Below are 24,821 nucleotides of genomic sequence, written 5' to 3' on the forward strand. Positions count from 1 at the left end.
ACCCATCGGCACGCTCATTGAACAACACCGTTTCCGCCGACGAGGCCGGTCATCGCCTCGTTGGATTTTCTGTTGTGTCCGCCGTGCATCGGCAAAGCGCAACCCATCTCTGCATTGAAAAAAAATGACTGGAGACCTCGCAGTGCATAAGTCCCTCGCAACCTCATCGAAACCTCTCGCCGCACATGTGGCATTCGCATTCGCCGCGCTTGCCGCCGCGGCCGCGCCGGCATCCGTTCACGCGCAAAGCAGCGTGACGCTGTACGGCATTATTGACGAGGGTATCAACTACACGAGCAACGTACAAACGAGCCCGGGCCAGGGCCGCAGCCTGTACAGCCTCTCGAGCGGCATTCTGAGCGGCAGCCGTTGGGGCCTGCGCGGCAATGAGGATCTGGGCGGCGGCATGAAGGCGATCTTCGTGCTCGAAAGCGGTTTCGACGTGAACAGCGGCAAGATGGGCCAGGGTTCGCTGCTGTTCGGCCGCCAGGCGTATGTGGGGGTTTCGAGCCCGTACGGCACGGTCACGCTCGGCCGTCAGTACGATCCGGTGGTCGACTACATCCATCCGTTGATGCCGAGCGCGATGTTCTCGGGCAGCATCGGCGCGCATCCGGGCGACCTCGACAACCTCAACAACACCAATCGCGTGAACAACGCGGTCAAGTACCGCACGGCCAGCTATGGAGGCTTGACCGCGGAAGGCATGTATAGCTTCGGCGGCGTGCCGGGCAGCATGGCCGGCAACCAGATCTACTCGTTCGGCGCCGGTTACGCCCGCGGGCCGCTCACGGTCGGCGTCGGCTACCTGAATGCGCGCAATCCGAATGCTTCTTTCTTCGGCACGGCAGTCGGCGCGACGGCGGCCACCAACAACTTCGGCAGTTCGCCGGTGATCAACGGCTATGCCTCGGCGCAAAGCGAAGAGATTGTCAGCGCCGGCGCCACATACGTGATCGGCGCTGCGACCCTGGGCGGGATTTACTCAAACACGAAATTCAAGAATCTGAGCGGCGCGGTGTCGGCGCTCAATCCGGCTGGCGTGGGCGGCACCGCGAGCTTCAACAGCGCGGAAGTCAACTTCCAATATCAGCTGACGCGGGCGCTCTCGTTCGGCGCGGCCTACAACTACACCGACGGCGGCGGCGCGAATCACGCGAAGTACCAACAGGGCTCGCTGAGTGCCGACTACATCGTCTCCAGGCGCACCGATTTCTATCTGATTGGCGTTTTGCAACACGCGTCGGGCACCGATTCGACCGGGCATGCAGCGCGCGCCTCGCTCAACGGCCTGACGCCCGCGTCGGGTAACCAGCAGGCGACGGTGCGTTTCGCGATTCGCCACAAGTTCTGACGCCCGACCGGCCACCACTTCACCGAAACCAGGAGCAAATCTGTGACCTCAGCGACCGCAGTGACTATCCCGAGCCCGCTCACTGACGAGAACCGCGCCCGCTTGCGCAACGTCAGCACGGCGACCCTGACCACTGCGCTTTTCAAGCGCGGCCTTCACAACGTTTGCGTGCAAGGCGTGCTGCCGGTCAACCCGGCGGCCGCGCGCATGGTTGGCGAAGCCTATACGCTGCGCTACATTCCGGCCCGCGAGGATCTCGATCACATCGGCGTGTTCTCGGACCGCAGCCATCCGCAACGCCGCGGCGTCGAGGAGATTCCGCCTGGTCACGTGATGGTGGTCGATTCGCGCAAGGACGCGCGCGCGGCCTCGGCAGGCGGCATTCTGATCACGCGGATGATGATGCGCGGCGTGGCCGGCGTCGTCACCGACGGCGGCTTTCGCGATACGCCGGATCTGCAGAAGCTCGATTTTCCATGCTATCAGGCGCGGGCGTCGGCGCCGACCAACCTGATCCATCACCATGCGGTCGATCTGAACGTGCCGATCGCGTGCGGTGACGTGGCGGTGTATCCGGGCGACATCATCGTCGGCGATGCGGAAGCGGTTGTGGTGGTTCCGGCGCATCTGGCCAACGAGATCGCTGAAGAAGCCGCCGCGATGACGGTATTCGAAGACTGGGTCGACGCACAGGTGCGCGCTGGCCGCTCGACCTTCGGGCTGTACCCGCCGGACGAAGCGACGCGCGCCGACTTCGAAGCATGGAAAAAGAGCCCGTCTGCAAACGCGGCTGGCTTGTAAGCAGGGAAATGGGCATCTGTGCCGCGCAATGATGCAATCGCGCGAGCGCCGGTGACCGCTCTAACAAATCATTCCGTGTGGCGAGACCGTACGAAGCCACTCGTATCAGCATTTACGACGGACCGCGCAAAAGGCGGTCCGGCCTGGAGACGACAGTGACCGATCGAAGCAGCGAAGAACAACTTTTTACGCGCATAGCGTGGCGGCTCGTGCCGCTGCTGATTGCGATTTTCCTGGTCGCGTATATTGACCGCGCCAATATCGGCTTCGCCAAACTGCAGATGCTGAGCAGCCTGAAGATGAGCGAGGCGTCGTACGGCTTTGCGTCTTCGCTGTTCTTCATCGGCTATCTGGTGTGCGAGGTGCCGAGCAATCTGCTTATGCATCGCTTCGGCGCGCGCCGCTGGATCTCGCGGATCATGTTCACGTGGGGCGTCGCGACGCTGCTGCTCGCGTGGACGCCTTCAGCATTGGCCTTCCAGATCCTGCGCTTTCTGCTCGGCGCTGCGGAAGCCGGCCTTTATCCCGGGATCATCCTCTATCTCGGCATGTGGTTTCCTGAGCGGCAGCGCACCGGCATCATCGGCTTGCTGACGCTCGGCAGCAGCATGGGCAACATGCTCGGCTCGTTAATCGGCGGTTTCTCACTGGAACTGCATGGCGTAGCGGGCCTCGCCGGCTGGCAGTGGGTGTTTCTGACGACCGGCACGCCTGCCGTATTGCTGACCTTCGTCACGCTGTACTGCCTGCCCGATGGCCCGCGGTCCGCCAACTTTCTGACGGCTCGCGAGAAAGATGTCGTCGAAAACCGGCTGCGCGCGGATCCACCCGCGGCACGCCTCGCCGGCGGCGATGGCTGGTCATTGGCCGCGCTCGTTACGGTGGGGCTCTTTAGCCTCGGGTACGGCACCATCTCCATCGCGATCTACGGTATTGCCTACTGGCTGCCGACCCTGGTCAAAGGCTTCGGCGTGACGAGCAGTGTCAACGGCATGCTCAACATGATTCCGTGGTTCATCACATCGCTGATGCTGCTGTGGTTGCCGCGTCGTCTGAAAACGCCGCGCCGCGTGCTGATCGCCGCGTTCTGCGCAGCACTGCTCGGCATTCTGTGCTTCGTCGCCAGCGTCGGGCCGTTCAGCAATGCGGTGCGTTTCGCGGCGCTCTCGCTCGGCGCACCGTGTCTGTATCTGATGATCCCGTGTTTCTGGGCATTGCCGCCGCGCTTGCTGCCGGCCTCGTTCATGAAGGGTGTGGGCGGCGCCGCGGCGCTCGCGGTGATTGCGGCGGGCTCGAGCGTTGGCGGTTTCCTTGCACAAAACATCATGCCGTGGGTCGGCAAGGTAACGGGCAGCACGTCCGCGCCGATGCTCGTGCCCGCCGTTAGCCTGCTGTTGCTCGGCACCGGCGCAGTGGTGGTCTGGTTGCGGCTTGGTCTCGCCGGCCGTGGCGGACCGGAGGCCATGTCCACCGCGCAATGACGTTTAACGCCTAACTCAACGCAACACGCCGACCCATTTACTTCGATTCAATTCTTTCGTTTAGCAGGTTAGTCATGGCAGACACTATGCCCCGCGTCGGGGTCGCAATCGCACGGCAGCAAATCAAGGTCATCCTTGAAGCTTGGGGCATGTCGCCCGAGCAGGTCGCAGCTTCGGCCGACATCCTGATCGATTCCGATCTGAAGGGCATCGACTCGCATGGCATCTCGATGCTGATGTTCTACGACCAGTTGTATCGTGCCGGTCAGATCGACATGAAGGCGAGCCCGCGTATCGTGCGCGAGACCGCGACCACCGCGCTGATCGACGGCAATGCGGCGATGGGGCATCCAACGTCGCGCATGGCCATGGAACTGGCCATCGAGAAAGCGCTGGCGTGCGATATGGGCGCGGTCTCCGTGTTCAACTCGCAGCATTTCGGCGCGGCGGGCTACTACGCGGAAATGGCGGCTGAACGTGGACTGATCGCGATGGTGTCGTGCTCGACCCGGCTTGCAACGGTGGTGCCCACTTTCGGGGCCGAGCCGATGCTCGGCACCAATCCGTTTTCCTTTGCCACGCCGGCGGGCCGGCATCCGCCCGTGATTCTCGACATGTCGACCAGCGTGGTCGCGTCAAACAAGGTCAAGGTGTACGCGTTGCAGGGCAAGCCGTTGCCGCCGGGCTGGGCGCTCGACGCGAACGGCAACCCACTGACCGATTCGGCCGAAGCCTACCGGCTGCTGTTCGAGCGCCTCGGTGGCGGCCTCGCGCCGTTGGGAGGCGACGGCAAGACACTCGGCGGTCACAAGGGCTACGGCCTCGGTTTGTTCGCGCAGATTCTCGGCAGCACGCTGGGCGGCGGTTCGTTCTCGCCCGTGCGTAATCGCACGCAAAGGAGCGATGAGCCGGACAACATTGGCCATTTCTTCCTTGCGATGAATCCGGCGGCGTTCCGTCCTATCGAGGAATACCACTCTGATCTCGACGCGGTAATCACTGCGCTGCGCGAAAGCCAACCCGCCGACCCGTCTCAGCCGGTATTGATCCCAGGGGACCCTGAGCGTCTCACGCGCCTCGCGCGCAGCGTGGAGGGCATTCCGATGCCCGATTCGTTGCGCGAGAAGATCCGCGAAGTCGCAAAGGCCGCGGGCGCGCCTTTCTTGCTGACGGTTTGAGTTTGAGGCTGAGCCTCGCGACCCTGACCAGAGCGGCGCGCGCAGCGCAAAGACCTGCGAGCGCTGCTCACCACGCCAATTTCAACGAGCACAAAACCAAGTGACAGCAACCATTCTCGGCTACAACTACATCGGCGGCCAGCGCAGCGCGCGTGGCGATATCTCGCTGCACAGTCTCTCGGCATCGACCCGGGAAGCTTATCCGGTGGCTTTTTCCCAGGCGACCGACGCTGAAGTCGACGCAGCCGTGGAGGCCGCGGCGGCAGCATTCCCGCGCTATCGGGTGCTACCCTCAAGCGTTCGTGCGGATTTCCTCGACGCAATTGCAGCGGAGATCGACGCTTTCGGTGACGATTTCATCGCCGACGTGACGCGCGAAACCGCGTTGCCGAATGGGCGTATCGCTGGCGAACTGGCGCGGACCAGCAACCAGATGCGACTCTTCGCCAAGGTTTTGCGCCGGGGTGATTTCTACGGTGCGCGCATCGACCAGGCGTTGCCTGAGCGGCAACCATTGCCGCGTCCCGATCTGCGGCAATACCGGATCGGTGTCGGCCCGGTCGCGGTGTTCGGCGCCAGCAATTTTCCGTTGGCGTTCTCCGTTGCTGGCGGCGATACGGCGTCCGCACTGGCAGCCGGCTGCCCGGTCGTGGTCAAGGCGCACTCCGGCCATCTGGTGACGTCGGAGCGTATGGCGGATGCAATCGAGCGCGCGGTGCGACAGACCGGCATGCCGGCGGGGACCTTCAACATGATCTATGGCGAGCGCGTCGGCGCGCGCCTCGTGCAGGCACCTGGCATTCAGGCGGTTGGCTTTACCGGTTCGCTGCGAGGCGGCCGGGCGCTATGCGATCTTGCGGCGGCGCGTGAACAACCGATTCCGGTGTTCGCGGAGATGTCGAGCGTGAATCCGGTGTTCGTGCTGGACGGTGCCCTGCAGGAGCGCGGCGCGGCGCTTGCCAATGAACTGGCGGCCTCGGTCGCGACGGGTTGCGGCCAACTGTGCACAAGTCCCGGCCTCGTGCTCGGCTTGCGTTCGCCGCAATTCAGCGCATTTATCGACAACCTCGGCAAGGCGATCGAGCGGCAGGCGCCGCAGACCATGCTGAATCCGGGCATTTTCGCCAACTTCCGCGCGGGCCTCGAACGCGCGTCGAAACACGCAGGCATCACCTTGCACGCAGCCGCGCAAGGTGAAACTCAGCAAGCCGCCGCACAGCTGTTCGTCGCCGATGCCGCGTTGCTGTTCGATCCGAGCCGGCCGCTCGAAGAAGAAATCTTCGGACCGGCCACGATCGTGGTCGAACTCGACAGCGCGGAATACCTGCTGTGTTTCGCGTCGGCGATGCGGGGCCAGTTGACGGCCACGCTGCTCGCGTCGCCCGGCGATCTGCAGTCGCACCGCAGGCTGATCGAACGGCTCGAGGAAAAGGCCGGCCGTCTGTTAGTGAACGGTTATCCGACTGGCGTCGAGGTATCGGACGCGATCGTTCACGGCGGCCCGTGGCCCGCGACCTCGGATGCGCGCGGCACCTCGGTCGGCACGCTCGCGATCGACCGGTTCCTGCGGCCGGTGTGCTACCAGAACTATCCGGACGAGCTGCTGCCCGACGCGCTGAAGAATGCCAATCCGCTCAATCTTATGCGGCTCATCGATGGAGAGATGACCCAGCGTTCTCTTGATTGTGCGCCCGGTCGCTAAGGAAGTTCGCGTGATGTCAAACCTGTCGATACGCGCGCGTCTAGGCGCCGCGATACTTTTCCTGTGCGTGCTGCTGACGGCGATCGGCGCGCTCGGCGTAACGGGTATGGCGCGCAGCAACGACGCCAACCGCGAGACCTACACGAACCGGCTCGCCAGCACGCGGCTGATCGGCGACGCGGAACTCGCGATCAGCCGCGAGCGCACGACCGTCGACCGGATCGCTTTCGATCCGGCCGCCCCAACGGTCGAGAAAGACGTTGCCACTTACCGCATGCTCAAAGGGCAGGGGATGGATGCGTGGGCGAAGTATCTGGCCTTGCCTGCCACATCGGATGAAACCCGTCTTGCCGCCGCGGTCAGTGCCAGGCGTAGCCATGTGCAGAACCAACTCGATGCTTTTGCGGATTCGGTCAAGGGCATGGACGATGCGGGAGTCAAAGTCGCGTTGAAGAAAATCGCGCTGGCCAATACGGACTATGTCACGGTGAGCGCAGATCTCAAGCAGTTTCAACGCGATCAGGCAAAGGCACAGTACGATGAGTCGGAAGCGAGTTTCCAGCGCTTTCGTGCAATAACTATCGCCTCCGTCATATTTGGGCTGCTCGCCGGTGTCGTCACCTTCGTGTCGCTGCGCCGCGCGATCGGCCGTCCGCTCGGTGAGGCGCTGGGACACTTCAACCGGATCGCGACGGGCGATCTGTCGCAGCGGATCGAAGCGCGTTCGCACGACGAAATGGGCATGCTGCTGCACGGTCTTTCGCAAATGCGCGACGGCCTCATAAGCACCGTCACAACGGTGCGTCACGCGAGCGATGCCATCGCCACGGCGGCCCAGCAGATAGCCTCAGGCAATCTCCATCTGTCCGCACGTACGGAACAGCAGACTGCGTCGTTACAGGAAACTGCCGCCAGTATGGAAGAGCTGACCGGCACGGTGAGGCATAACGCCGAGAATGCACGTCAGGCGCAGGCTCTCGCTGCCAATGCGACCAACATGGCCGATCACGGCAACTCCGTGGTGGGCGAGGTGGTGACGACGATGAAAGAAATCGATCAGAGCTCGGGCCGTATCCGCGACATCATCGCGATTATCGATGCCATCGCGTTTCAGACCAATATTCTGGCGCTCAATGCAGCGGTCGAAGCGGCGCGCGCCGGAGAACAGGGACGCGGTTTCGCGGTGGTGGCGGCCGAGGTGCGCATGCTGGCGCAGCGCTCGTCGGCTGCCGCGAAAGAGATCAAGGAACTGATCGAGACGTCGAGCGGAAAAGTACAGGCGGGCGGCACGCTGGTCACCGAGGCAGGCGGCCGCATGCAGGCGATCCTCACCGGCGTGCGGCGCGTGGCGGACATTATGGACGAGATATCAGCCGCTTCGTCAGAGCAAAGCACGGGTATTGAGCAGGTTACTCGCGCCGTCGCGGAAATGGACTCGGTCACGCAGCACAACGCTGGGTTGGTGGAAGAGGCTGCAGCAGCGGCCCAGTCGCTTGAGGAACAGGCGCGAATGTTGAAAGAGACGGTGGCGGTGTTCAGGATTTAGGCCCGGGCTGGACTCACTTTGGCTCTATTGCCGAAACGCAGCATGAATTCCGCAAAGGCCTCCGAGTCGAGCGGGCGGCTGACTAGATAACCCTGAATGGAATCGCAACCGGCGTCCTTCAGTTCTTCGGCCTGGCGTTGGCACTCGACGCCTTCCGCGATAGTTTTCATGCCCAGCGAACGGGCGAGACCGACAATGCCGCGAATGACCGCCGACGCCTTCTCTGAATCGATCAGCGCTCGAACAAACGACTTATCGATCTTCAGTGTGTCGATGGGCAGTCGGACAAGATAGCTGAGACTGGAGTATCCAGAGCCGAAGTCATCCAGCGATGTGAATATGCCGGCTTGCTTCAGCGCGGCAAGAACGGACGTTGCCTGTTCGATATCGCTCACTAGAGAGTCCTCCGTGACCTCGATGTCGAGCATTGCGGGAGAGACGTCGTATGCCCTCGCGATATGGAGAATCCTATCTGCAAGTCCCGCGCCGAGGAGCTGCCGAGCCGACAGATTGAGGCTGATCCGAGGTACGGACACCCCTAATCGTCGCCATGCACGGATATGCTGGCAAACTGCATTGAGCAGCCATTCGACGAGGACTCCTTCATATGGAGAATCAAGCAGCACATCCAGGAATGCGTACGGTGTCAGCAAGCCTCGTTCGGGATGATGCCAGCGAAGAAGCGCCTCGGCACCGATTGGGGAACCGTCCGCGAGTGCCACCTGAGGCTGGAAATGAAGCTCGAACTGGTTCGCGGCAAACGCCTCACGAAGATCCATGCGTAAAGCAAGGCGCTCACGCATGCCCCGGTCGAGTGCTCCATCGTACGCGCGCACCTGAAACCGGCCAGATGACTTCGCTGCGTACATGGCCGTGTCGGCATGGCTCAGCAACGCCTCGGCTGAGTCCGGTGCTTCTCTCAGTAGCGCGACGCCAATGCTAGCCGACAGGGAGATGGACCTTCCGCATGCTTCGAATGGGATTGCGAGTTCGCTGAGCACCGCATGTGCGAACGCTTCCGCCGTGCTTTCGGTCGTATCGCGTAACAACAGAACAAACTCGTCACCCCCTACGCGCGCGGCGAAAAAATCAGGTTCAAGAATTGCGAGTAGCCGTTTCGCGAAGCCGCGCAGCAGCTCATCGCCCACAGCATGGCCGAACGCGTCGTTGACTTCCTTAAAATGGTCTAGGTCAATAAACAGCACCGCGAGCGTTGCACCATGCGTAAAGCCGGGTGAAGCAGCTTCAGCGACCGCCTGTGATAGCGCTTCCATGCACTTGCGCCGATTGGCCAAACCAGTTAGATAGTCGTGACTCGCTTCAAATTCCAACTGCGCCGCGTGCTCGTGTTCGCGCGTGACATCGCGGAAGAGCACCGTAATGCCATCGTCGTGGGCAAATGATCGAGCTTCAAACCACGTGTCGAGCGGTGCGTAATAGTCAGTGTGCCGACCGGGGAGCCCAGTGGCCGCCGTTTGTTGATAGATGCGATAGTAGCCGGAGTCTACCAGGTCCGGGTAACACTGCCATATGTCGCGTCCGAGCAGGTTTTGCCGTTCCTGCTGCAAGTATCGCTCAGCTGTATGGTTGAGATAGGTGAAGCGCCACGATCTGTCTATCGACATGAATCCGTCGCTGAGGCTATCAAGCATGTCACCAAGGTGAGCCGGTGCAGGCTGTCGGGCGCCGGCATCTGTCGGGCGCGGAGGACGAGAGTCGGTCTGTCGTTCCATTTTGGGCTTTCGGTTCGCGTCGGCCCCAAAGGCATCGCTCGTGCGCGAACCGTGGGCTCATCGCATTCTAACCGCCTTTGCCACCGTTTCCATATGCTCCGGCACGCCCGCATTCAAGCAGATATGTTTCAGTTCGGTGAAGTCCGCCAGTGCATCGTACCCGTGCAGACGGCCGAGGCCACTCTGCCGATACCCGCCGGTTTCCGCTTCGGCGAATAACCGGTTGTGGTCGTTGATCCACACGGTGCCGTTGCGCAGTGCCCGGGCGATCCGATAGGCACGCGCGACGTCGTGAGTCCACACGCTCGCGGAGAGACCGAACACCGTATCGTTGGCCTTGCTGAGCGCCTCGGCCTCGTCCTCGAAGGTCTCCAGTGTGACGAACGGCCCGAAGATCTCCTCCTGACAGAAAAACGCTTTCGGATCGCCATGCTCGACCAGCGTTGGCGCCAGGAACGCGTTGCCGCGGCTCGCACCGCGTAGCAGCACACGGTCCGCGCTGTCGCACGCCCGCTCGATCGTCGCATTGACCGCATCGCGCGTGCGATGGTCGATCAGCGCGCCGATATCGGTCGCCGCGTCGCTTCCCGGACCGACCTTCAGCGCGGCGAGTGCGGCGGCCAATTGCTCGCGCATCTGCTGTGCTTTCGAGGCATGCACGAGCACGCGGCGCGCGGCCGTGCATTGCTGGCCGGAGATGATCGTCGCCGCGCGTGCGAGACGAGGCGCGATCGCGGCGACATCGGCATCATTGAACACCACGCAGCATGATTTGCCGCCCAGTTCGAGCGAAAGCTTTTTCATGCTGTCGGCGGCCGCGGCCATGATCCGCTTGCCGGTGGCCGTCGACCCCGTGAAGCTCACTACATCGACATCATGCGATTCGACGAGCCGCTCGCCAGCCGCATGCCCGGTCTCGTTCACCACATTGACCGCCCCCTTCGGCAGCGCGGTGCCGTCCAGGCAGCGCATCATCGCCGCGTTCAGCAGGCTCGTCTGCGCCGCTGGTTTGACGACGCTCGTGCAGCCGGCCGCCAGGGCCGGCGCGAGCGAGCGCACCAGCAGCACCGCGGGCGCGTTCCACGGCACGATGATCGCGGCGACGCCGGCAGCTTCGCGCAGCAGCGTGGAGATCGTGCCCGGTTCCGGCTCCAGCACGTGGCCGGGCAAATGGCGCGCAAGCCCGGCATAATAGCGGACCTCCGAGATCGCCGCGGCGATTTCGCCGCGCGCCTGCGCGATCGCTTTGCCGTTCTCGCGCGCCATCAGCGTCGCCAGTTCTTCCCGCTTTGCATCCAGCGCCGTGGCCCAGTCAAGCAGCACGTTCTGCCGCAGCCGCGCATCCTGTGCCCACGTGGTGCGATCGAACACAGCGCGCGCGGCGGCAATCGCCGCGTCCGCCTCTGCCGCGCCTCCGTCGACATACAGTCCGATCGACTCGCCGGTGGCCGGGTCGATCGCGGGCTGCGTCGGCGTGCCGGTCCAGGTGCCGGCGATCCAGTGTTGTGCGTTCATCAGATTTTCCTGGTCGGGGTAGGGGTGTCCTTCGTCGCATCCAACGGCGCGGCGTTCAGCACCTGGCGCAGTTCCTCGGCGATGATCGAGATCAGTGCGTCTGCGGCGGCGCTTAGCGGGCGGCGCGGATGCGTGATGCAGACGATGTGGCGCACGATGCGTGGCGCCAGAATCGGATACGCGCGCAGCGCGCCCGCTCGGACTGCGCGCTCGACCACGATACGCGGCAGGATGGTCGCGAAGCGCGTATTGCCGACCAGTTGCACGATGGTGCTGAGCACATCGATTTCAAAGCGCGGCGTCAGGAGCACATCCTCGTGCTGCGCGGCGGTATCAAGCACGCCGCGCAGGCCGTGCCGCTTGGTCGGCAGCACCAGTTCGAGTTCGGGCAGCTTGGCCAGCTCGATCGCGTGCGGCAGGTCTGGGCCGTGTGCCGCACTGGTGGCGAGCACCATTTCTTCGTCGAGGATCGCTTGCGCATCGAGCGAGAGCTTGCCGCGCGGTTTGTTGATGAGCGCCGCATCGAGCTGACCGCCGGCGACCCAGTCGATGAAGGTCGCGCTGTAGCCGTCGGAGACGGTGACTTCGACGTACGGATATTTCTCGTGATAGCGCGACAGTGAATCGGCCAGCACGCTCTCGCTGATCGATGCGATCAATCCGATCGACACACGCCCGGTGATGATCTCGTCGCGCTGGATCAGCTGCTGCCGCGCGTGCGCAAGATCGCGCATGATCGGCAGGAAGAGCCGGTACATGAGCCGCCCTGCGGCGGTCGGCGTCATCCCGTGCGAGCCGCGCTCGAACAATTGCTGATGCAGCTCTTCCTCGAGCTTCGCGATCTGCATGCTGAGCGCCGGTTGCACGATATTCAGACGCTTGGCCGCGCGGGTGACCGAGCCGTCTTCGAACAGCGCGATGAAATATTGAATCTGCTTCAGGTCCATGGGTGTGTTTGATCAGGCTTCCACATTTTCATTGTTTTTGATGTTGACGGTCGCCGTTATCAATTCCCGTGCGGTGGCAGTGCACTATTTCGTATGCACCAGCCTTGTCGATTGGTCAGCAAAGGCCCGTCACAGTAGGGGTAAAGGCGATCGTTGCTATTAATACTCAGGACGCTGCTTAGCGTCATCAGGGGTAACACTGATATCAAAGTAAATGATGCAGAAAATCAAAAAACACTATTAGAAGTTATACGCCATTCTCGCTACGCTCCATCCAAATCCACTGTGCGCTCGCTACACAAAACAACGGGCGGACATCGACACGACACATGGAGACCCAGATGAGCTCTCGCGGTACCGCTTTCCTCGAAACGACGGTTTCTCCGAGCGAAGGAGAGCGTCCCGCCCGCTCGCTGCGAAGCTGGCTTGAGCACCTGTCGGCGAGCGAGCGGCTGGCCACCATCGAAAACCCCGTCGCGCTCGAGCACGAACTCGCTGCGATCGCGAAAAAGCTCGACGGCTCGCGCGCCGCAGTGTTCGTGCAGCCTGGCGGCCATGCGATTCCGGTGGTCAGCGGTTTCATGTCGAGGCGCGCGTGGATCGCCGAAGCGATGGGCGTGAGTGAGGACCAGCTGCTGCATCGCTTTCGCGAAGCTGCCGAGCATCCGCTCGCGTGGCAGGAGGTCCCGGCGGATACCGCGCTGTGCCAGCAGGTCGTCCATACGCAAGGGATCGATCTACACAAGCTGCTGCCCATTCCGACACATAGCGAACACGACAGTGGCCCGTACATCACCGCCGGTCTCGTGATCGCGCGCAATCCGCGCACAGGCATCCAGAACGTATCGATCAACCGGATCCAGGTGCACGGACCGGACCGCATGGCGATCCTCCTGCTGCCGCGCCATCTGTACGCATTTCACCGAGCCGCGGAAGCCGCGGGAGAGCCGCTCGATGTCGCCGTGGTGATTGGCGTGGACCCGCTGACGATGCTCGCTTCGCAGGCGATCACACCGATCGATCGCGACGAGCTGGAGATCGCAGGCGCGTTGCACGGGGCGCCGCTGCCGGTCGTGAAGTGCGTGAGCAACGGCGTGAAGGTGCCGGCCTTCGCGGAGATCGTGATCGAAGGGCGCATCCTGCCGAACGTGCGCGAGCAGGAAGGCCCGTTCGGCGAGTTTCCAAAGTATTACAGCGCGCGAGAGGCGCGTGAGGTGATCGAGGTCACGGCGCTCACGCATCGCGTGAAGCCGATTTATCACACGATTGTGCCGGCTGAAATGGAACATCTTCTGCTCGGCGCAATTCCGCGTGAGGCGACGCTGCTCGCGCATCTACAACGCAGCCATCCGGATGTGAAGGACGTGCATCTTTCAGTGGGCGGCGTGTGCCGTTATCACCTGTGGATCCAGTTCGGGAAGAAGCGCGAAGGCGAAGCAAAAAACGTGATCCTGTGTGCGTTCGGCGCCCACTACGACATCAAACAGGTGGTGGTGGTGGATACCGATGTGGACGTGCACGACCCCGCTGAAATCGAATGGGCCATCGCCACGCGCTTCCAGGCCGATCGTGATCTGGTCGTGATCGAAGGCGCGCAGGGGTCGCCGCTCGATCCGTCGACCACCGTGGGCCAGCCGGATGACGCCCCGGCGCATCTGCAGGGGATCAGCGCGAAGATGGGGCTCGACGCCACGCGGCCGGTGGTTTATGCGGCGCATGTGTTCACGCGCGTGCGTATTCCGGGGCAGGACTCGGTGGATCTGGAAGCGCTCGTCGCCGGCGACAACGCTGCGTTCGATACCTATCTGGGTGACGTTCATGCCTGACACCAAGCCTGAGCGGATTGTCGTGGGCATTTCAGGCGCGAGCGGCGCATTGATCGGCGTGCGCCTGCTTGCCGCGCTGCGCCGCCTCGGCACGCATGAGACGCATCTGATCGTGTCGGCCTCCGGCGCGGTGACGGCGGCTCAGGAACTGGGCGTGGCGCGCGGCGATCTGGAGAGCCTCGCCGATGTGGTCTACAACGTGCGCGATATCGGTGCGGCAGTAGCGAGCGGTTCGTTCATCACCGCGGGCATGATTATCGCGCCGTGCTCGATGAAAACGCTCGCGGGCGTGGCCAATGGCTTCGCCGACAACCTGCTCACGCGGACCGCCGACGTGATGCTGAAAGAGCGACGTCGACTGGTTCTCGTTGCGCGCGAAACACCGCTCAATCTCGCGCACTTGCGCAACATGACGTTCGCCACCGAGATGGGCGCGATCGTGATGCCGCCGGTGCCCGCGTTCTACGCCCATCCGAAGACCATCGAGGACGTGGTCGATCACACGGTCGGCCGGATTCTGGATCTGTTCGGCATCGAGCACCGCGAGATCGCCCAGCGCTGGAGCGGACTTGCCGATGAGTTCGCGGGCCGCCGTGAGGGGGCCGACGAATGAACCAGCGCGACATGATCAATTCAGGCAATGCTGCGACTGTAGAGGTTGAACCAACCCACGACGAAGCCGTAAAGCGTCCACAGACCTATCTTGGCCGCCCGATGGAGCGTCTCGAAGACCCTGCGATCCTTACCGGTCGTGGCCGTTATGGCGACGATCTCGGCACCAGACCTGGCACCCTGCATGCGGCGATTCTGCGCTCACCGCATGCACATGCAGAACTCGTTGCGGTCAATACCGACGCCGCGTCAAAGCTGCCCGGCGTGCGCGCGATCCTGACGCGCGAGGACCTGCGTGCGTGGTCGCGGCCCTTCGTGGTGGGTGTGAAATCTCCGATGGAGCAGTGGGCGCTCGCGATGGACCGCGTGCGCTATGTCGGCGAACCTGTCGCGGTGGTGCTGGCGGAATCGCGGGCCATCGCCGAAGACGGGCTCGATCTTCTCAAGGTCGACTATTCCACGCTCGATCCGGTCACGACGATCGAACAGGCGGCGAGCGAGGAATCAACGGTTTTGCATGAAAAGGTCGGCACCAATGTGATCAGCGACCGCCGCTTCCGCTATGGCGATCCCGAAGCCGCGTTTGGGAAAGCGCCACATCGCGTGAAACTGGTCGCGCATTATCCGCGCAATACCTGTGCGCCGATCGAATGCGGCGTGGTGATCGCCGAATATCTGGCGGGCGACGAAGGCTACGACGTTACGTCAAATTTCATGGGCCCGTTCTCGCTGCACGCGGTCATGGCGATGGCGCTGAACGTGCCGGCCAATCGTCTGCGGCACAAGGCACCGCGCGATTCGGGCGGTAGCTTCGGCGTGAAGCAGGCGGTGTTTCCGTATGTCGTGCTGATGTGCCTCGCCTCCCGCAAGGCCGGCGCCCCGGTGAAGTGGGTCGAGGACCGGCTCGAACATCTGAGCGCGGCGACCTCCGCGACGGCACGCCTGTCGACGCTCGAGGCGGCTGTCGAAAGCGACGGCCGTATTACCGCGCTCTCATACGATCAGCTTGAAGATTGCGGGGGCTATCTGCGCGCGCCGGAACCGGCGACGTTCTACCGGATGCATGGCTGCCTGACGGGCGCGTATGCCATCGATAATCTGCTGGTGCGCAATCGCGTCGTGCTGACCAATAAGACGCCCACGGGCCTCGTGCGCGGCTTCGGCGGCCCGCAGGTTTACTTCGCGCTCGAACGGCTGATACAACGCATCGCGCTTGAGTTAAAGCTGGATGTGCTCGACGTGTATCGCCGCAATTTCGTCGCCGCCGATGCCTTCCCGTATCGCGCCGCAGCGGGCGCCTTGCTCGACTCGGGCAACTATCAGGAGGCGCTGCGCCGCGCGCTGGCCGAAGGCGGCTATGACGAACTGCGTGCGCGCCGCGAGGCGGCGGGCAAGGATGGGCGGCTGTACGGCATCGGCTTCGCGGCGATCGTCGAGCCGTCGGTGTCGAACATGGGCTATATCACGACGGTGATGCCCGCCGACGCGCGCAGGAAGGCCGGCCCGAAGAGCGGCGCGATCGCGAGCGCCACGGTCAGCGTCGATCTGCTAGGCGGCGTGGTGGTGACGATCGCGTCGACGCCCGCGGGCCAGGGGCATATGACGGTGTGCGCGCAGGTGGTCGCGGATGTACTCGGCGTCTCGCCTCAAGACATCGTCGTCAATATCGAGTTCGATACGCATAAGGACGCGTGGTCGGTGGCGGCGGGCAATTACTCGAGCCGCTTTGCCGGCGCGGTGGCAGGCACGGTGCATCTGGCGGCCATGCGCGTACGCGACAAGGTCGCGCGCATCATGTCGAAGCAGTTGGGTTGCGCACCGGAAGATGTCCGTTTCGAAGGCGGCCGCATTTATGCCAGGGGTGCAGAGGATCGCGCGCAGCCGTTCGGCCGCGTCGCCGCCAATGCGCCGCATTGGGCGCCCGCGCTCTTGCCCGAAGGCGAGGAGCCCGGCCTGCGTGAGACCGTGTTCTGGAATCCGCCGAACATGGCGGCGCCGGACGAGAACGATCGCATCAACACGTCGGCGGCTTACGGGTTTGCCTTCGACATGTGCGGAGTGGAAGTGGACCGCGCCACGGGCCGCGTGCGGATCGACCGATATGTCACCGCGCACGACGCCGGCACGCTGCTGAACCCCGCGCTCGCCGACGGCCAGATTCGCGGCGCGTTTGCGCAAGGTCTCGGCGCGGCGTTGATGGAGGAATTCCGCTACGGCGCGGATGGCAGCTTTCAGTCGGGCACGCTCGCCGATTATCTGATGCCGACCACCTGCGAAGTGCCCGATCCGGTGATCGTGCATCTGGAAACGCCGTCGCCATTCACGCCGTTGGGCGCGAAAGGACTCGGCGAGGGCAACAACATGAGTACCCCGCCGTGCATCGCGAATGCGGTGGCGGACGCGCTCGGCGTCGACGATATCCGTTTGCCGCTGACGCCTTCGAAGGTCATGGCGCTCATCGGTATCGACGACCCCGCGCCGTCGCGTCCCGAGTTGCGTGACACGCCATCGGCGAAACCGGCGATGCCCGGCGGCGGCAAGGCGCTGACAGCGCAAGGCAGCGTCGATTTGCCGGCGTCGCCGGAAGCCATTTTCGCCGTGCTGCTTGACCCGGACGCGCTCGCCAGAGTGATACCGGGTTGCCACGCCCTCGAAGCCGAAGGCGCGAACCGGTATCGCGCCGACGTAACGGTCGGCGTGGGCATGATCAAGGCACGCTTCGAAGCGAAGATCGGGCTGTCGGAAATCGACGCGCCACATCGGCTGCGTTTGGCAGGCGCAGGCATGTCGTCGCTCGGCAGCGCGCGCGGCAGCGGCATCGTCGAGTTGATACCAATAGAAAGCGGTACGCGTCTTTCCTACGACTACGAAGCCCAGGTGTCGGGCAAGGTCGCGGCCGTCGGCGGACGGATGCTCGAAGGGGCGGCCAAGGTCGTCTTGCGGCAACTGTTCGAATCGCTTGGACGCCAGGCCGCAGGCAAACCGGTGAAAACCGGAGGCGGGTGGCTATCGCAGTTGCTCGCACGTTTCAGGAGGCAGGCATGAAACCCGCGCCGTTCGATTATCTGCGCGCGATGACCACGCAGGACGCGCTCGACGCACTCGCGCAAAACGGCGAAGACGCCCGCGTGCTGGCCGGAGGGCAGTCACTGATGGCGGTGCTGAACATGCGGCTCGCGCAGCCGCGCATGCTGGTCGATATCTCGCGCACGGACGAACTGAACGCGGTGCGCACCGATAACGAAGCAGGTCGGCTAATTGTGGGCGCGGCTGCCACGCAGGGCAGCGTCGAATGGCGCGCGTCACTGCGCGATGAAGTGCCCCTGCTGGCGATGGCGTTCCCGCACATTTCGCACTTTCAGATTCGTAATCGCGGCACCGTGTGCGGCTCGATTGCACACGCCGATCCGAGCGCGGAATTGCCCCTTGTGCTGGCGGCGCTCGGTGGCGACGTGACGCTGCGCTCGAAAAAGAAGAAGCGTGTCTTGAAGGCCGAGGACTTTTTCCGGGGGATGTTGATGACCGCGCGCGAACCGGACGAATTGGTCGAAGCGGTGCGCTTCCCGCTGAAGAAGCCCGGCGAACGCTACGGTTTCACCGAATTCTCCGCGCGTCATGGCGATTTCGCGATGGTCGCGTGCGCGGCGGCGGTGACGAGCGACTCGATCCGCCTGGCGGTGGGCGGCGTCGCGGATCGGCCGGTGGTCGAGAAATGGCCGCGTTTGCACGGCGAAGACCTACGCAGTGCATTGAACGATTTGAGCTGGAAGCTGGGCGCGCAGGACGATGCGCATATCAGCGCGAGCTATCGCCGGCATCTGGTCCGGCAACTCGGATGGCGCGTGATCGAGGAGGCAAACTAAAGTGAGCAACACGTCTGAAGACAACATCATGCGGCAGGGTGACCGGCAGTGCATCACGCTGACGCTCAATGGCCGCGAACGCAGCGGCTATTGCGAGCCACGTGAACTGCTGTCGGATTTTATCCGTCACGAACTGGGCGCGACCGGCACGCATGTCGGTTGCGAACATGGTGTCTGTGGCGCGTGCACGGTGCACATCGACGGCGTGGCGGGACGTTCCTGTCTGATGCTGGCGGTGCAGGCGCAGGGGCGTCGCATCGATACGGTCGAGGGCCTCGCGCCCGATATGGTGCTTGGCGATCTGCAGCAGGCGTTTCAACGCCACCACGCGTTGCAGTGTGGCTTCTGTACGGCCGGCATTCTGATGTCGTGCGCGGACTATCTGAAGCGCGTGCCCGATCCCACGGAGGAACAGGTGCGCGAGATGCTCTCAGGGCATCTGTGCCGCTGTACGGGCTATACGCCGATTGTCGCGGCAGTGCTGGACGTAGCCGCCCGGCGACAGGCAGGCAAGCAGGCCGGCGGCACCGTGGAGGTCACGCATGCTTGATCTCGGCCGAACCTATCTGCAAAGTGTGGAGCGCAGCCCGAACGCGCTCGCGCTGGTCGACGGCGACCTGACGCTGACCTATGCGCAGTGGCATCGCATCATTGTGAACCTCGCCGAAGGCCTGCGCGAACTGGGTCTCGCGCATGGGGACCGGCTGCTAGTCGTATTGCAAAACCGCTGGGAAATGGCAACCTTGCACTGGGCCTGCCAGTTCGCCGGCATTGTGATCGTGCCGCTGAACTGGCGCGCCAAACCTGACGAACTCGATTACTGCGTGACCGATGCCGGTGTGAAGGCGATCGTCTATGAACCGGTCAGTGCCGAAGCGATCACGCGAAGCACGGCTGCGCAAAATCTGCCGCGCATCGGGCTCGACGACGCGCAAGGCCGCACCGCCGGATTCGCAGCACTCCTTGTCGAGCGCTCGCATGATGCCAGCATCCAGACCACTCGCGCGAATGCGGACGACTACTCGCTGATTCTTTACACGTCGGGCACCACGGGAAAGGCCAAAGGCGTGCCGCGCCGTCACTGTCATGAGCGGGCAGCCGCGCTCGCCCATGTCGCGCAGAACCTGTACCGGCATGGCGAGCGCACGCTCGGGGTGATGCCGCTCTATCACACCATGGGCGTGCGCTCGCTGCTCTCGATGGCGATGGTTGACGGCGTGTTCGTTTGCGCGCGCCGCTGGAACGCCCGCTTCGCGCTCGATTCCATCGCGCAGTATCAGATCAGCTGTCTTTATCTGGTGCCGACGCTTTATCACGATCTGCTGGCCGATCCCGCTTTCGACGCTATCGACACGACCTCGGTCAAAAAGCTCGGCTTTGCCGGCGCACCGATGAACGACGGTTTGCTCAAGCGGCTCTCGGCTGCTTTCAAACCCGAACTGTTCGTCAATCACTACGGCTCGTCGGAGGTCTACACCTTCAGCATCGACCAGGACGCAACGCAGAAACCGGGCAGCGCAGGGCGTGCTGGCATCAATACGCGCGTGCGTGTCGTGAAGCTCGATGCGCAAACGCCGGAGGATCTGGCGCAGGCTGGCGAAGAAGGCCAGATCATCGCCGACCTGCTCGGCGACGAAGCTTTCGAAGGCTACTGGAACCGCCCTGACGCCAACGCAAAGTCATTGCGCGACGGCTGGTATTTCACCGGCGACACCGGCTTCTTCGACGTCGAAGGCGACCTGCATGTGTCCGGGCGTGTCGACGACATGATCATTAGCGGTGGCGAGAATATTTCGCCGGTCGATATCGAATCGGTGCTGTCTCTGCATCCCGCCGTCGACGACGTGGCGGTGGCAGGCGTGAAAGACGAGCGGTGGGGCCAACGGGTTGTCGCCTTCGTCAAACGCCGCGAATACGTCGATGCCGAAACGCTCGATGCGTATTGCCGCACGTCCAATCTCGTCAACTTCAAGCGGCCGCGCGAATACGTCTTCGTCGACGACATTCCGAAATCGCCGGTTGGCAAGATTTTGCGCCGCAAGCTGTCCGCGGGCGAGTACGAACGCGACGAACGTGGTCAGCCTGATGACGGTAACGGCGGCAACCACAGCCGCGCCAGCGGCGCATTCATTGCCACACACACGGAAACTACCAAGGAGTAACCCCATGACCGACTTGACTCACCGCGGCCAGAGCCTGCTGCAAGAACTCGACGGCTTTTCGATCGAGATCGACGCCGAACGCGAGCGGGCCGACATTATTCTGCATCGGCCGCCGTTTAACGTGATTTCGATGCATGCACGCGACCAGTTGCGCGCGGCTTTCGAAGCACTCGACGAAGACGAGCGCGTGCGCGTGATCGTCGTGCGCGCCACGGGTGAACACTTCTCGAGCGGCGGCGACATCAAGGGCTTTCTCGAGGCGTCGCCGGAACACGTGTCCAAGCTCGCCTGGAATATCGCGGCGCCTGCGCGCTGCTCCAAGCCGGTGATCGCCGCCAATCGCGGTTTCTGCTTCGGCGTGGGTTTCGAACTATCGCTCGCGTGCGACTTCCGCATCGCCACCGACACCACCTTCTACGCGCTGCCGGAACAGAAGCTCGGCCAGATCCCGGGCTCGGGCGGCTCGGCGCGTTTGCAGCAGATGGTCGGCGTCGGTCGAACCAAGGACATCGTCATGCGCTCGCGCCGCATTCCGGGCAAGCAGGCCTACGACTGGGGCATCGCGGTGGAGTGCGTGGCCGATGCGCAACTCGAAGCCACGACCGATGCGTTGGTGGATGAACTGCGGGCCTTCTCGCCGCTCGCGCAACGCACCGCCAAGAAGCTGCTGAACGATAGCGAAGATGCGCCGCTCTCGATCGCGATCGAACTCGAAGGGCATTGCTATAGCCGTCTGCGCACGTCCGACGATTTCCGCGAGGGGGTTGAAGCGTTTCATGGCAAACGCAAGCCGGTGTTTCGCGGCAGTTGAATCGAACGCAGCACAACATAGCGGCAACACCCCGTAGCGAATAAAAAACCGCAGGAGACAAAGCATATGGAGCGTTTCGATTACGTGATTGTGGGCGGTGGATCTGCCGGATGCGTGCTTGCGCACCGGTTGTCGACAGTACCGTCGTTGCGCGTCGCGTTGATCGAGGCGGGCAAGGATACGCCGCCGGGCGCCGTGCCCGCAGCGATTCTCGATAGCTATCCTATGCCGGTTTTCTGCGGCGACACGTACATCTGGCCGGAGCTCAAAGCGAGCGCGACCCGAACGGCCGCGCCGCGTGTGTATGAGCAAGGGCGCGTGATGGGTGGCGGATCGAGTATCAACGTGCAATCGGCCAATCGCGGCCTGCCGCGCGACTATGACGACTGGGCCGCCAACGGCGCAGCTGGCTGGGCGTGGCAGGACGTGCTGCCGTATTTCCGCAAGCTCGAACGCGACGTGAATTTCCCGGAAGGCGAATTGCACGGCGACGATGGGCCGGTGCCTATTCGCCGTGTTCTTCAGGCCGACTGGCCGCCGTTCTGCCATGCGTTTGCCGACGGGATGCGTAAAAACGGCTTCGCCAGCTTGCAGGACCAGAACGGCGAATTCGGTGACGGCTACTTTCCCGGCGCGTTCTCGAATCTCGACGACAAACGCATCTCGACCGCCGTCGCCTATCTGGATGCGCAGACGCGCAGGCGCCGCAATCTGCACATTTACCCGGAACTGCGCGTCGAGCGCATTGTGATGGAGGGCATGGTCGCGCGCGGTGTGGTGGCCGTGGCACGTAACGGCGCCCACGTGCGCTTCGAGGCGAATGAAGTTGTGCTCTGTGCAGGCGCGTTGCAATCGCCGGCGCTGCTGATGCGAGCGGGTGTCGGCGCGAGGGATGATCTGAGCGCGCTCGGCATCGATTGCATGATCGATCTGCCGGGCGTGGGGCGTAATCTTCAGGATCATCCGTCGCTGACCTTCTGCCATTTTCTCGAGCGACGTTATCGCATGCCTTTGTCGCGGCGCCGCGCGAGTATGACAGCCGCGCGTTTCACCTCGGGCGTGGCAGGCTGCGATGCGTCCGATCTGTATCTGTCTAGTGCGACGCGTGCCGCATGGCATGCGCTCGGCAACCGGCTCGGGCTGTTCTTTCTCTGGTGCAATCGCCCGTATTCACGCGGCCGCGTGCGACTCGTTTCACCCGACGCCGCGGTGCCGCCGCACGTCGATCTGAATCTGCTCGACGATCCACGCGATGTCGCGCGCCTTGCTGTCGGCGTACGAATGCTGGCGAAAATCGTCGAGGCCTCGGGGCTCGGTCACGATCCACGCGACTTTTTCCACGCGGCGTTTTCACCACGGGTCAAGGCGCTTAGCCGCGTGGGAACCCGCAACGCCGCCCTGACCTCGATGCTCGGCGTGCTGCTCGACACACCTGCGCCGATCCGGCGGGCGTTGATCGAACGGTTTTTCACGCGAGGCCAGAAAATGTCCGCATTGCTTGCCGATGAGCACGCACTTGAGCCGTTCATTCGCGCCAATGTGTTCGGCGTATGGCACGCGAGCGGCACCTGCAAGATGGGCGATGTGAACGACGTCATGGCTGTGACGGACAACGCGGGACGCGTGCGTGGCGCGCAGGGCTTGCGGGTCGTCGATGCGTCACTGATGCCGCGGCTGCCTTCCGCGAATACGAATATCCCGACCATCATGATGGCCGAAAAGATCGCCGACGCGATGCTCGCGCGAAGGTATCCGGGCGCAGCGTCGAACACGACGTCGCCCACGGTGGTCGGTCGATAAAGTTTCTTAACATAACTAAGAGCACGCAATCCAGAACGTGCCTTAAAACGGGGGCGATCGAAAGACGGCCCGCTGAAAATCAAGGAGATGACGATGTCCGTAGCAGCGCAGAATGGCGCCGCCTTGCCCGCTGTAGACCAGCGGCAAGTGATGGGTGCGGTAGTGGCCTCGTGCCTCGGTTGGGCACTGGATTTGTTCGATCTGTTCGTCTTACTGTTCGTCGCACCGGTAGTTGGACGGCTGTTCTTTCCGTCCGAACACGCAATGCTCTCGCTCGCCGCGGTCTATGCATCGTTTGCCGTGACCCTGCTGATGCGCCCGCTCGGCTCGGCATGGTTCGGCTCCTACGCGGACCGGCACGGACGCAAGGGCGCGATGATCACTGCGGTAGTCGGCGTGGGTCTCTCGACGGCAGCCTTCGGCTTGCTGCCGACGGTCGCGCAAGTCGGCCTCGTCGCGCCGATCCTGTTCCTGATGCTGCGTTTGATACAAGGCGTATTCGTCGGCGGCGTGGTGGCGTCGACCCACACCATCGGCACCGAATCGGTCGCGCCGAAATATCGCGGCGCCGTGTCGGGGCTGATCGGCGGCGGCGGGGCGGGACTCGGCGCATTGCTCGCATCGCTCACCTATCTGGCGATGTCGGCGATCTTCCCGGGCGACCTGTTCGACGTGTGGGGCTGGCGCTGCATGTTCTTCACCGGGATTGTCAGCTCGATTCTCGGCTTGTTCGTCTTCAGTAGTCTGGAAGAGTCGCCGCTGTGGAAGAAGCTGGCCGCCGAGAAGGCCGCCAAGGCCGCAATGCAGAACACGGCCGCACCGGTCGAGGTCGTACGCTCGCCGATCCGCACGCTGTTTTCACGCGACTATCGCTCGATTCTGTTCGTCAATCTGCTGCTGACGATCGGCGGCGGTAGCGGCTATTACCTCACGTCCGGCTACCTGCCGACCTTCCTCAAGGTGGTGAGTCACGCACCGAACGGCGCCGCGGCCGCGATTCTGATGATCTCCAGCGTCGCGGTGGTCATCGCGTCCATCGCGGCGGGACATCTGAGCACCTTCATTGGACGCAAAAGCGCGTTCGTCTGGATCGGCCTGATTCGCCTGATCGCGCTCCCTGCGCTATTCCTGCTGCTGCCCACAGCGCAAAGCATCACGATGGTCGGCGTCTACGCGGTGATTCTGAGCGCGCTCGGCAGCGCCGGCTACGCGCCGATTCTGATCTTCCTGAACGAACGCTTTCCGACCGCGATTCGCGCCACTGGCACGGGGCTGTCATGGAACATCGGGTTCGCGATCGGCGGGATGATGCCGACCGCCGTCTCGCTGGTGGCAAAAGACGCCAGCCAGTTGCCGATGACGCTTGCGATTTTCGCTGGGGCGATCAGCGTAATTTTCCTGGTCGGGGCGTTCATCGTGCCGGAGACCCGCGGCAAGCTCGATAACGGCACAGCTTGCGAGACCGCCTAGTGCATTCCAGCGGGCGCAAA

The 24,821-nt window shown here is 63.3% G+C and carries 18 protein-coding genes; 15 read left to right on the top strand and 3 right to left on the bottom strand.

The window, feature by feature from the left end; genetic code table 11:
- Positions 1 to 142: 142 nt before the first annotated feature.
- The 6 genes from ACUN0E_RS01050 (at position 143) to ACUN0E_RS01075 (ending at position 8,062) form a co-directional block, all read left to right on the top strand.
- Positions 143 to 1,354 (top strand): porin, encoded by a 1,212-nt coding sequence (locus tag ACUN0E_RS01050; protein WP_408267081.1) that lies wholly within the window; start codon positions 143 to 145, stop codon positions 1,352 to 1,354.
- 42 nt (positions 1,355 to 1,396) lie between these two features.
- A complete protein-coding gene (locus ACUN0E_RS01055) occupies positions 1,397 to 2,155 on the top strand; it encodes a ribonuclease activity regulator RraA (RefSeq protein WP_445565322.1) in 759 nt (252 codons plus the stop codon).
- Positions 2,156 to 2,298: 143 nt separating this feature from the next.
- Positions 2,299 to 3,636 carry an MFS transporter gene (locus ACUN0E_RS01060; RefSeq protein WP_445570343.1) on the top strand — a complete coding sequence of 446 codons (1,338 nt, stop codon included), beginning with the start codon at positions 2,299 to 2,301 and terminating at the stop codon, positions 3,634 to 3,636.
- A 74-nt stretch (positions 3,637 to 3,710) separates the two neighbouring features.
- A complete protein-coding gene (locus ACUN0E_RS01065) occupies positions 3,711 to 4,814 on the top strand; it encodes an Ldh family oxidoreductase (RefSeq protein ID WP_445565323.1) in 1,104 nt (367 codons plus the stop codon).
- Positions 4,815 to 4,914: 100 nt separating this feature from the next.
- On the top strand, positions 4,915 to 6,516 hold the full coding sequence (locus tag ACUN0E_RS01070; protein ID WP_445565324.1) for an aldehyde dehydrogenase (NADP(+)): 1,602 nt from the start codon (positions 4,915 to 4,917) through the stop codon (positions 6,514 to 6,516).
- Between the two features lie 13 nt (positions 6,517 to 6,529).
- A complete protein-coding gene (locus ACUN0E_RS01075; protein WP_445565325.1) occupies positions 6,530 to 8,062 on the top strand; it encodes a methyl-accepting chemotaxis protein in 1,533 nt (510 codons plus the stop codon).
- Here ACUN0E_RS01075 and ACUN0E_RS01080 read toward each other — a convergent pair.
- The 3 genes from ACUN0E_RS01080 to ACUN0E_RS01090 are packed head-to-tail and all read right to left on the bottom strand — an operon-like array spanning position 8,059 to position 12,257.
- The gene (locus ACUN0E_RS01080) at positions 8,059 to 9,795 is read right to left on the bottom strand and encodes a putative bifunctional diguanylate cyclase/phosphodiesterase (protein ID WP_445565326.1); all 1,737 of its coding nucleotides are present in this window, start codon (positions 9,793 to 9,795) and stop codon (positions 8,059 to 8,061) included. The two genes, ACUN0E_RS01075 and ACUN0E_RS01080, sit on opposite strands and share 4 nt — an antisense overlap.
- A 57-nt stretch (positions 9,796 to 9,852) precedes the next feature.
- Positions 9,853 to 11,310 carry an aldehyde dehydrogenase family protein gene (locus ACUN0E_RS01085; protein WP_445565327.1) on the bottom strand — a complete coding sequence of 486 codons (1,458 nt, stop codon included), beginning with the start codon at positions 11,308 to 11,310 and terminating at the stop codon, positions 9,853 to 9,855.
- On the bottom strand, positions 11,310 to 12,257 hold the full coding sequence (locus tag ACUN0E_RS01090; protein WP_445565328.1) for a LysR family transcriptional regulator: 948 nt from the start codon (positions 12,255 to 12,257) through the stop codon (positions 11,310 to 11,312). Before ACUN0E_RS01090 ends, ACUN0E_RS01085 begins: the two co-directional genes overlap by 1 nt.
- A gap of 341 nt (positions 12,258 to 12,598) precedes the next feature.
- Here ACUN0E_RS01090 and ACUN0E_RS01095 point away from each other — a divergent pair, with 341 nt between their 5' ends.
- From ACUN0E_RS01095 to ACUN0E_RS01135, 9 genes are all read left to right on the top strand, one after another.
- The gene (locus tag ACUN0E_RS01095; RefSeq protein ID WP_445565329.1) at positions 12,599 to 14,083 is read left to right on the top strand and encodes a UbiD family decarboxylase; all 1,485 of its coding nucleotides are present in this window, start codon (positions 12,599 to 12,601) and stop codon (positions 14,081 to 14,083) included.
- Positions 14,076 to 14,696 (top strand): UbiX family flavin prenyltransferase, encoded by a 621-nt coding sequence (locus tag ACUN0E_RS01100; RefSeq protein WP_445565330.1) that lies wholly within the window; start codon positions 14,076 to 14,078, stop codon positions 14,694 to 14,696. The genes ACUN0E_RS01095 and ACUN0E_RS01100 overlap by 8 nt, the downstream gene beginning before the upstream one ends.
- On the top strand, positions 14,693 to 17,740 hold the full coding sequence (locus ACUN0E_RS01105; protein WP_445565331.1) for a xanthine dehydrogenase family protein molybdopterin-binding subunit: 3,048 nt from the start codon (positions 14,693 to 14,695) through the stop codon (positions 17,738 to 17,740). The genes ACUN0E_RS01100 and ACUN0E_RS01105 overlap by 4 nt, the downstream gene beginning before the upstream one ends.
- Positions 17,737 to 18,558: an FAD binding domain-containing protein gene (locus ACUN0E_RS01110; protein WP_445565332.1), complete on the top strand. Its 822-nt coding sequence runs from the start codon at positions 17,737 to 17,739 to the stop codon at positions 18,556 to 18,558. The genes ACUN0E_RS01105 and ACUN0E_RS01110 overlap by 4 nt, the downstream gene beginning before the upstream one ends.
- A 28-nt stretch (positions 18,559 to 18,586) precedes the next feature.
- Positions 18,587 to 19,108, top strand: a complete 522-nt coding sequence (locus ACUN0E_RS01115; protein ID WP_445570344.1) for a (2Fe-2S)-binding protein — start codon at positions 18,587 to 18,589, stop codon at positions 19,106 to 19,108.
- Entirely contained in the window at positions 19,101 to 20,720 is a 1,620-nt protein-coding gene (locus ACUN0E_RS01120; RefSeq protein WP_445565333.1) for an AMP-binding protein, read from the top strand. Before ACUN0E_RS01115 ends, ACUN0E_RS01120 begins: the two co-directional genes overlap by 8 nt.
- 4 nt (positions 20,721 to 20,724) lie before the next feature.
- Positions 20,725 to 21,531 (top strand): enoyl-CoA hydratase/isomerase family protein, encoded by an 807-nt coding sequence (locus ACUN0E_RS01125; RefSeq protein ID WP_093636080.1) that lies wholly within the window; start codon positions 20,725 to 20,727, stop codon positions 21,529 to 21,531.
- 66 nt (positions 21,532 to 21,597) lie between these two features.
- Positions 21,598 to 23,331, top strand: a complete 1,734-nt coding sequence (locus tag ACUN0E_RS01130; RefSeq protein WP_445565334.1) for a GMC family oxidoreductase — start codon at positions 21,598 to 21,600, stop codon at positions 23,329 to 23,331.
- A gap of 93 nt (positions 23,332 to 23,424) precedes the next feature.
- The gene (locus ACUN0E_RS01135) at positions 23,425 to 24,801 is read left to right on the top strand and encodes an MFS transporter (protein WP_408267045.1); all 1,377 of its coding nucleotides are present in this window, start codon (positions 23,425 to 23,427) and stop codon (positions 24,799 to 24,801) included.
- The last annotated feature ends 20 nt before the right edge of the window (positions 24,802 to 24,821 follow it).

This window comes from Paraburkholderia sp. D1E (assembly GCF_052682275.1).